Origin of the sequence: Bradyrhizobium pachyrhizi, from assembly GCF_001189245.1 — a bacterium.
GTDB lineage: Bacteria > Pseudomonadota > Alphaproteobacteria > Rhizobiales > Xanthobacteraceae > Bradyrhizobium > Bradyrhizobium pachyrhizi.
The window spans coordinates 76,959-85,827 of record NZ_LFIQ01000120.1 but is presented as its reverse complement, the minus strand read 5'-3'; the positions used below and the strand labels follow the sequence as shown (position 1 = coordinate 85,827).

General features: G+C 67.5%; 5 protein-coding genes and 1 riboswitch. Of the genes, 3 read left to right on the top strand and 2 right to left on the bottom strand.

The annotated features are described in order from the left end of the window. Window positions 1-7 precede the first annotated feature (7 nt). Together AKL29_RS37625 and alaS are read right to left on the bottom strand one after the other, a co-directional pair. Complete coding sequence (locus AKL29_RS37625) at window positions 8-1,258, bottom strand: cyclic nucleotide-gated ion channel (protein ID WP_050387657.1); 1,251 nt, start codon at window positions 1,256-1,258, stop codon at window positions 8-10. 11 nt (window positions 1,259-1,269) lie between these two features. Next, complete coding sequence (alaS, locus tag AKL29_RS37620; protein WP_050387709.1) at window positions 1,270-3,957, bottom strand: alanine--tRNA ligase; 2,688 nt, start codon at window positions 3,955-3,957, stop codon at window positions 1,270-1,272. Window positions 3,958-4,159: 202 nt separating this feature from the next. Then, a riboswitch (glycine riboswitch) is annotated at window positions 4,160-4,248 on the top strand. Between the two features lie 140 nt (window positions 4,249-4,388). Between alaS and gcvT the strand changes: the two genes are divergently transcribed. Genes gcvT through gcvP form a run of 3 tightly spaced genes read left to right on the top strand, consistent with a single transcriptional unit; the run spans window position 4,389 to window position 8,817 of the window. Then, entirely contained in the window at window positions 4,389-5,534 is a 1,146-nt protein-coding gene (gene gcvT, locus AKL29_RS37615; protein ID WP_050387656.1) for a glycine cleavage system aminomethyltransferase GcvT, read from the top strand. 20 nt (window positions 5,535-5,554) lie between these two features. Then, on the top strand, window positions 5,555-5,920 hold the full coding sequence (gcvH, locus tag AKL29_RS37610) for a glycine cleavage system protein GcvH (RefSeq protein ID WP_028337770.1): 366 nt from the start codon (window positions 5,555-5,557) through the stop codon (window positions 5,918-5,920). 23 nt (window positions 5,921-5,943) lie between these two features. Continuing rightward, window positions 5,944-8,817, top strand: a complete 2,874-nt coding sequence (gene gcvP, locus AKL29_RS37605) for an aminomethyl-transferring glycine dehydrogenase (protein ID WP_050387655.1) — start codon at window positions 5,944-5,946, stop codon at window positions 8,815-8,817. Window positions 8,818-8,869: the final 52 nt, after the last annotated feature.

The window sequence follows — 8,869 nt, the reverse complement described above, 5'->3', positions numbered from 1 at the left end:
TCATGCTTTAATCGCGGATGCCGCCGTCGGTCTCGCGCGGCGCCTGGGCGATCTCCGCGGCGGCCAGGTCGCCGCCGGCCGCGAGCGGATCGGCAAGCCGCGCCTCCGCGGTCTCCCGGACATGGGCGGCGAGCGCCGGCATGCGCTCGATCAGGGCATGGAAGTCCTGCGCATCGAGCACCAGCAGCTTGGTCTTGCGCGTCGCCGTCACCGTCCCCGAACGGCTGGTCCGCCGCAGCAGCGCGATCTCGCCGAAGAACGCGCCGTCGGAAAGCCGCACAAGCTGGCTCGGCAGGTCGATCTCGACCTCGCCCGCGGTGATGAAATACATCGATGACGCCGCATCGCCGCGCCGCACCAGCACCTCGCCGGCCTCGATGGTCTGCGACCGCAGCAGGCGCATGATGTCGGAAATATCGGCGGCGCCAAGATGCGAGAACAGCGGCACCCGCGCCAGCATGCCCCAGGTCACGACGAAGTCGCGGCGCCGGACCTCGTCGGCGAACGCAGTCGAGATGATCGCGACCGGCAGCGCGATCATCGCGAAGCCGACCACGATCGCGACCACCGTGACGGTCCGGCCGAGCGGCGTAATCGGGACGACGTCGCCGTAACCGACGGTGCCGAGCGTCACGATCGCCCACCACATCGCCTGCGGCATGGTGCCGAACTTGTCCGGCTGCACCCTGTGCTCGATGGCATAGAGCAGCGAGGCGAACAGCAGCACCGCGCCGGTCAGGATCACCACGCAGCCAAACAGCGTGCGCCGCTCGGCGTGCAGCGCCGCCAGCAGCGAGCGCATCGCGGTCGAATAGCGCACCAGCTTGAGGAACGGCAGCATGCCGAACAGCACCAGCGCGGTCTTGTCGCCGATCGCAAGCGCGACGGCCGACGGCAGGAAGGCGAGCAGGTCGATCACGCCGAGCGCCGAGAAGGCGTATTCCAGCCGCGCCCGCGCCGGCGTCATGTCGCGCAAGGAGTGGCCGACCACGCTCCAGAGCCGCGCGGCATATTCCAGCGCGAAGGCGATGACCGCCGCAATCTCGATGGTCGTCAGCAGCCAGCCGAACTGCGCGTCGATCTCGGGGACGGAGGCCAGAATCGTCGCCAGCACATCGACGGCGATGATGGCGACGATGACCCGGGCAAACCGCAAGCCGCCCGAATGCGGCAGATCATCGCGTTCGAGCAGCTCGTAGAGACGGTCGCGCAGCCCGGGATCGCTGATCGTGGGCCTACCCGGAGCCGTCGCCACGATCAGACTCTCCGTCAGGCGCCGGCCGATGCCTGTTGAGTCATGGCCTGTTCGATCGCCGACAGCGCGGCGTCTGCCTTGGCGCCGTCGGGTCCGCCGGCCTGCGCCATGTCGGGCCGGCCGCCGCCGCCCTTGCCGCCGAGCACCTCGGAGCCTTTGCGCACGAGCTCGACCGCGTTGAACCGCGCGGTCAGATCGGCGGTGACGCCGACCACGATGCCGGCCTTGCCGTCCTCGGTGACGCCGACGATCGCGACCACGCCCGAGCCGATCTGCTTCTTGCCGTCGTCGACGAGACTCTTGAGATCCTTGGTCTCGACGCCCTCGACCGCGCGTGCCAGCAGCTTGACATTGCCGACCTCGCGAACGGCGGAGGCCGCGCCGTTCGACGCACCGCCGCCGCCCATCGCGAGCTTCTTGCGGGCGTCAGACAGATCGCGCTCGAGCCTCTTGCGCTCTTCCATCAGCGCGGCGATGCGCGCCGGCACGTCGTCGATCGTGGTGCGCAGCTCCAGCGCCGCGGTCTTGGCCAGCGCGATGGTGTCGTTGGCGTGCTTGCGCGCGTGATGCCCGGTCAGCGCCTCGATGCGGCGGACGCCGGACGCCACCGCGCCCTCGCCGGTCACCGAGATCATGCCGATGTCACCGGTGCGGCGGACATGGGTGCCGCCGCAGAGCTCGACCGACCAGCCAAGCGCGTTCTGGCCGTGATCGCGGGCGCCCTTGCCCATCGATACGACGCGAACCTCGTCGCCGTACTTCTCGCCAAACAGCGCGCGGGCACCGGCCTCGCGGGCATCGTCGACGCCCATGACCCGGGTCGTGACCTCGTCATTCTCCAGCACGACATCGTTGGCGATGTCCTCGATCCGGGCGAGCTCTTCCGGCGTGATCTGCTTCGGATGCACGAAGTCGAAGCGCAGCCGGTCCGGCGTGACCAGCGAGCCGCGCTGCGCGATGTGATCGCCAAGCACCTGGCGCAGCGCCTCGTGCAACAGATGCGTCGCCGAATGGTTGGCGCGGATCGACGAGCGCCTGGTGTGGTCGACCTCGAGCTGCAGCGCGGTGCCGACGCCGAGCGTGCCCTGCTCCACCGTGCCGAGATGCACGAACAGATCGCCGGCCTTCTTCTGCGTGTCGGTGACGCGGAACTTGACGCCCTCGCCGGTCAGCACGCCGGTGTCGCCGACCTGGCCGCCGGACTCGCCGTAGAACGGGGTCTGGTTCAGCACGATCGCGCCGCTCTCGCCGGCCTTCAGGCTCTCGACCTCGGCGCCGTCCTTGATCAGCGCCGTCACCGCGCCTTCCGCGCTCTCGGTCTCGTAGCCGAGGAATTCGGTCGCGCCGAGCTTCTCGCGCAGCGGGAACCAGGTCGCCTCGCTCGCCGCCTCGCCCGAGCCTGCCCAGGAGGCACGCGCCTTCACGCGCTGCCGCTCCATCGCGTCGGTGAACGACGCCTGGTCGACGCTGATGCCGCGCGACTTCAGCGCGTCCTGCGTCAGATCGAGCGGGAAGCCGTAGGTGTCGTACAGCGTGAACGCGGTGTCGCCGTCGAACATGTCGCCCTTCTTGAGGCCGGCGCTCTTCTCGTCGAGGATCGACAGGCCGCGCGCCAGCGTCTTACGGAAGCGCGTCTCTTCCAGCCGCAGCGTCTCCTCGATCAGCTTCTCGGCGCGGACCAGGTCCGGATAGGCCTGGCCCATCTCGCGGACCAGCGCCCAGACCAGGCGATGCATCAGCGGCTCGCTCGCGCCCAAGAGCTGCGCATGGCGCATCGCGCGGCGCATGATCCGGCGCAGCACGTAGCCGCGGCCCTCGTTCGACGGCAGCACGCCGTCGGTGATCAGGAATGCCGACGAGCGCAGGTGGTCGGCGATCACGCGGTACGACCCGACGTTCTGCTCGTTCGGACCGTGGCCGAGGGTCGACGCGGCGGCATCGATCAAATTGCGGAACAGATCGGTCTCGAACACGCTCTCGACGCCCTGCAGGATGCAGGCCATGCGCTCGAGCCCCATGCCGGTGTCGATCGAGGGACGCGGCAGCGCCACGCGCTCCTCCTTCGTCACCTGCTCGTACTGCATGAACACCAGGTTCCAGAATTCGAGGAAGCGATCGCCATCCTCCTCCGGGCTGCCCGGAGGTCCGCCCCAGATGTGCTCGCCGCGGTCGATGAAGATTTCGGAGCACGGACCGCACGGACCGGTGTCGCCCATCGCCCAGAAATTGTCCGACGTCGGGATGCGGATGATGCGGTCGTCCGAGAAGCCCGCGATCTTCTTCCAGTGGCCGGCCGCCTCGTCGTCGGTGTGGTAGACGGTGACCAGCAGCTTGTCCTTCTTCAGCCCGAAATCCTTGGTGATCAGATTCCAGGCGAGCTCGATCGCGCGCTCCTTGAAGTAATCGCCGAACGAGAAGTTGCCGAGCATCTCGAAGAAGGTGAGATGGCGCGCGGTGTAGCCGACATTGTCGAGGTCGTTATGCTTGCCGCCGGCGCGCACGCACTTCTGCGACGTCGTGGCGCGCTGGTAGCCGCGCTTCTCGACGCCGGTGAAGACGTTCTTGAACTGCACCATGCCGGCATTGGTGAACATCAAGGTCGGGTCGTTGCGCGGAACCAGCGGCGACGAGGCCACGATCTCGTGCCCGTTCTCCTTGAAGAAGTTCAGAAATGTCGACCTGATGTCGTTGACGCTGCTCATGTTCATCCAATCGGAAAAAGGGGCCGGCCAGCCGCAAAAAGGCGTCATTTTCCGGCCGAACGCTTTTAGACATTGCCAGCTGCGGTGTCCAGAAACTGTGCAGGCGGATCATGGGCTTGCCGCGGCAGCACAAAGCCCATTGGATAGTTGCTGCAGCTGCGTTGACAGTCTTGGTGGCGCCGTGTTTTCTACCTACCTATACCTAGTCACGTCGGGAGAGACCGGCCTTACCGCCGGCGCCGAAGGAGCAACCGCCCCGGAAACTCTCAGGCAAAAGGACCGCGTGACGTCTGACATCTGGAAAGAGATGCTGGGGTTCGCCCCGATGCGTCCGCCGACGGGATAATACTCTCAGGCACAGCGACAGATGGGGCTTTCTGCAGGTTTCTCAAGGGGAAATGGGTCCCCGCGGGAACCGCGAGGGCCCTGTGATGCTTGCGCACGAAACCTCCCCGCTGAAACAGACCCCGCTGCACGCGCTGCACCTGGCGCGCGGCGCCAAGATGGTGCCGTTCGCCGGCTATGACATGCCGGTGCAATACGCGGCCGGCGTGCTGAAGGAGCATCTGCACACCCGCAAGGAAGCCGGCCTGTTCGATGTGTCGCACATGGGCCAGCTCGCGCTGAAGGCCAAATCCGGTAAGGTCGCCGACGCCGCGCTCGCGCTGGAAAAACTGGTGCCGCAGGACATCGTCGGTGTCGCACCGGGACGGCAGCGCTACGCGCAGTTCACCAACAATGATGGTGGCCTGCTCGACGACCTGATGGTGGCGAATTTCGGCGATCACCTGTTCCTGGTGGTCAACGCCGCCTGCAAGGCCGAGGACGAGGCGCATCTGCGTGCGAATCTCTCCGACGCCTGCGAGATCGTCTCGCTGGCCGACCGCGCGCTGATCGCACTGCAGGGGCCGAAAGCCGAATCGGCGCTGGCGAAACTTTGTGCAGATGTCGGTTCGATGAAATTCATGGACGCCGGTCCGCGCCGCGTCGGCGACGTCGACTGCTTCGTCTCGCGCTCCGGCTATACCGGCGAGGACGGCTTTGAGATTTCCGTGCCCGCGGACAAGGCGGAAGCCCTGGTCACCGCGCTGCTCGACAATCCCGACGTGCTGCCGATCGGGCTCGGCGCGCGCGACAGCCTGCGGCTCGAAGCCGGGCTGTGCCTCTATGGCCACGACATCGACACCACGACGACGCCGGTCGAAGGCGCGCTGGAATGGTCGGTGCAGAAGGTTCGCCGCAGCGGCGGCGCCCGCGCCGGCGGCTTCCCCGGCGCCGACAAGATTCTCGTGCAATTCGCAGATGGCGCCGCGCGCCGGCGGGTCGGCCTGAAGCCCGACGGCCGCGCACCCGTGCGCGAAGGCGCCGCACTGTTCGCCGATGCCGGCTCGACCGAGCAGATCGGCAAGGTGACTTCGGGTGGCTTCGGCCCGAGCCTCAATGCGCCGGTCGCGATGGGCTATCTGCCCACCGCCCTTTCCGCCGTCGGCACCACCGTTTTCGCCGAAGTGCGCGGCCAGCGGCTGCCGCTCAAGGTCGCCGCCACGCCCTTCGTCCCCAATACCTACAAACGCTGAACGCCAAAGGATCGATCCCCATGACGACGCTGTACACGTCCGACCACGAATGGCTCCGCATCGAGGGCGACGTCGCCACGATCGGGATCACCGACTATGCGCAGTCGCAGCTCGGCGACGTGGTGTTCGTCGAACTGCCCAAGGTCGGCCGCAGCCTGAAGAAGGCCGAGGCCGCCGCTGTGGTGGAATCCGTCAAGGCCGCTTCCGACGTCTACGCGCCGATCACCGGCGAGGTGGTCGAGGTCAACGACGCGCTCGCCGCCGAGCCCGCGCTGGTCAATTCGGACGCCGGCGGCAAGGCCTGGTTCTTCAAGCTGAAGATTGCCGACAAGGGCGAGCTCGGCGGCCTGATGGACGAGGCCGCCTACGCCGCGCACACCGCCTAAAGGATCACCCCGAGGATCACGTCATGAACGCGCCCTTCAAGCCGATCAACGAAGCCGCCACCGATTTCGTCCGCCGCCACATCGGACCATCGCCGCGCGACGTCAACGCGATGCTGGAGACGGTCGGCGCCGCGAGCCTGCAGGCGCTGATGAACGAGACGCTGCCGGCGTCGATCCGGCAGAAGGCGCCGCTCGATCTCGGCCAGGCGCTGAGCGAGACCGAGGCGCTCGCGCATATGAGCGAGCTCGCCGCGCAGAACCAGGTGTTCACCTCGCTGATCGGCCAGGGCTATTCGGGCACCATCCTGCCCGCGGTGATCCAGCGCAACATTCTGGAGAACCCGGCCTGGTACACCGCCTATACGCCGTACCAGCCGGAGATCAGCCAGGGCCGGCTCGAGGCGCTGTTCAACTTCCAGACCATGATCTGCGATCTCACCGGGCTCGACGTCGCCAACGCCTCGCTGCTCGACGAGGCGACCGCGGCGGCGGAAGCGATGGCGCTCGCCGAGCGCCACTCGCAGGTCAAGGCGAAGGTGTTCTTCGTCGACAAGGAGGTGCATCCGCAGATGCTGGCGGTGATGCGCACGCGCGCCGCGCCGCTGGGCTGGGCGCTGGTGGTCGGCGATCCCCTGACCGAGCTCGACAACGCCGATGTGCTCGGCGCGCTGCTGCAATATCCGGGCACATCGGGCGCGGTACGCGACCTTAAGCCTGCCATCGCCTCGCTGCGCGCCAAGGGCGCGCTTGCGATCGTTGCCGCCGACCTGCTGTCGCTGACGCTGCTCGCCTCGCCCGGCGAGCTCGGCGCCGACATCGCGATCGGTTCGGCGCAGCGGTTCGGCGTGCCGATGGGGTATGGCGGACCGCACGCCGCCTACATGGCGGTGCGCGACACGCTGAAGCGCTCGCTGCCCGGCCGCATCGTCGGCCTCTCGATGGATTCGCGTGGGGCACCGGCCTATCGCCTCGCCCTGCAGACCCGCGAGCAGCATATCCGCCGCGAGAAGGCGACCTCCAACATCTGCACCGCGCAGGTGCTGCTCGCCGTGATCGCCTCGATGTACGCGGTCTATCACGGTCCCGAGGGCCTGACCCATATCGCACGCAGCGTGCATCGCCGCGCCACCGTGCTTGCCGCCGGCCTGCGCAAGCTCGGCTTTGCGCCGACCAGCGAAGGGTTCTTCGATACCGTGACGGTCGAGGCGGGCAGCAAGCAGATCGAGCTCGTCACCCGCGCGCAGGCGGAGCGGATCAATCTGCGCATCGGCGCGACCACGCTCGGCATCGCGCTCGACGAGACCACGACGCCGGAGACCGTCGAGGCGGTGTGGCGCGTGTTCGGCGGCAAGCTCAGCTATGCGGAGATCGAGGCCGGCGCGCACGAGGCGCTGCCGAAGGAGCTGCGGCGCACCAGCGCCTTCCTCACCCATCCGGTGTTCAACACGCATCGTTCCGAGACCGAACTGCTGCGCTACATGCGCAAGCTCAGTGATCGTGACCTCGCACTCGACCGCGCGATGATCCCGCTCGGCTCCTGCACGATGAAGCTCAACGCCACCACCGAAATGATCCCGCTGACCTGGCCGGCGTTCGGCAACCTGCATCCGTTCGCGCCCGCGGATCAGGCCAAGGGCTATCACGCGCTGTTCAAGCGGCTGGAGCAGTGGCTGTGCGACATCACCGGCTATGACGCGGTCTCGCTGCAGCCGAACTCCGGCGCGCAGGGCGAATATGCTGGGCTGCTGGCGATCCGAGGCTACCATCTCGCGCGCGGCGAGCCGCACCGCAAGGTGTGCCTGATCCCCTCCTCCGCGCACGGCACCAATCCGGCCTCGGCGGCGATGGTCGGCATGGAGGTCGTGGTGGTGGCGTGCGATGCGCGCGGCGACGTCGACGTCAATGATCTCCGCGCCAAGGCCGAGAAGCACTCCGCCAACCTGGCCGCCGTCATGATCACCTATCCGTCGACCCACGGCGTGTTCGAGGAACATATCCGCGAGATCTGCGACATCGTGCATGCCCATGGCGGCCAGGTCTATCTCGACGGCGCCAACATGAACGCGCAGGTCGGGCTGTCGCGGCCCGGCGACTACGGCGCCGATGTCAGCCATCTCAACCTGCACAAGACCTTCTGCATTCCGCATGGCGGCGGCGGCCCGGGCATGGGCCCGATCGGCGTGAAGGCGCATCTTGCGCCCTATCTGCCGGGCCATCCCGCGACCGACGGCACCACGGCGCACGCGGTCGGCCCGGTGTCGGCCGCGCCGTTCGGCTCGGCGTCGATCCTCACCATCTCCTACATCTACATCCTGATGATGGGCGGCGAAGGTCTGACGCGCGCGACCGAGATCGCGATCCTCAATGCCAACTACATCGCCGCACGGCTGCAGCCGCACTTCCCGGTGCTGTACCGCAACGAGCGCGGCCGCGTCGCGCATGAGTGCATCGTCGATCCGCGGCCGCTGAAGACGAGCAGCGGCGTCACCGTCGACGACATCGCCAAACGCCTGATCGACTACGGCTTCCACGCGCCGACCATGAGCTTCCCGGTGGCGGGCACGCTGATGATCGAGCCGACGGAATCGGAATCGAAGTTCGAGATCGACCGCTTCTGCGACGCCATGATCGCGATCCGCGACGAAATCGCTGAGATCGAGAAGGGCCGCTGGAAGGTCGAGGCCTCGCCGCTGCGCCACGCGCCGCATACCGTCCACGACATCGCCGACGATGCCTGGAACAGGGCCTATACCCGCGCCGAGGGCTGCTTCCCGGCCGGCGTGTCGCGTTCCGACAAATACTGGAGTCCGGTCGGCCGCGTCGACAACGTCTATGGCGACCGCAATCTGGTGTGCTCATGCCCGCCGGTCGAGGATTACGCGCAGGCGGCGGAGTAAGGAGCTACTGCAGCTATGTGGCGTTGCGTCTCTGACGCCTGATTCACTCGGT

Excerpts from the sequence above, each read along its gene's own strand:
- gcvT (WP_050387656.1), top strand. The coding sequence starts at position 4,389 with ATGCTTGCGCACGAAACCTCCCCGCTGAAACAGACCCCGCTGCACGCG.
- gcvH (WP_028337770.1), top strand. The coding sequence starts at position 5,555 with ATGACGACGCTGTACACGTCCGACCACGAATGGCTCCGCATCGAGGGC.
- gcvP (WP_050387655.1), top strand. The coding sequence starts at position 5,944 with ATGAACGCGCCCTTCAAGCCGATCAACGAAGCCGCCACCGATTTCGTC.
- alaS (WP_050387709.1), bottom strand. The coding sequence starts at position 3,957 with ATGAGCAGCGTCAACGACATCAGGTCGACATTTCTGAACTTCTTCAAG.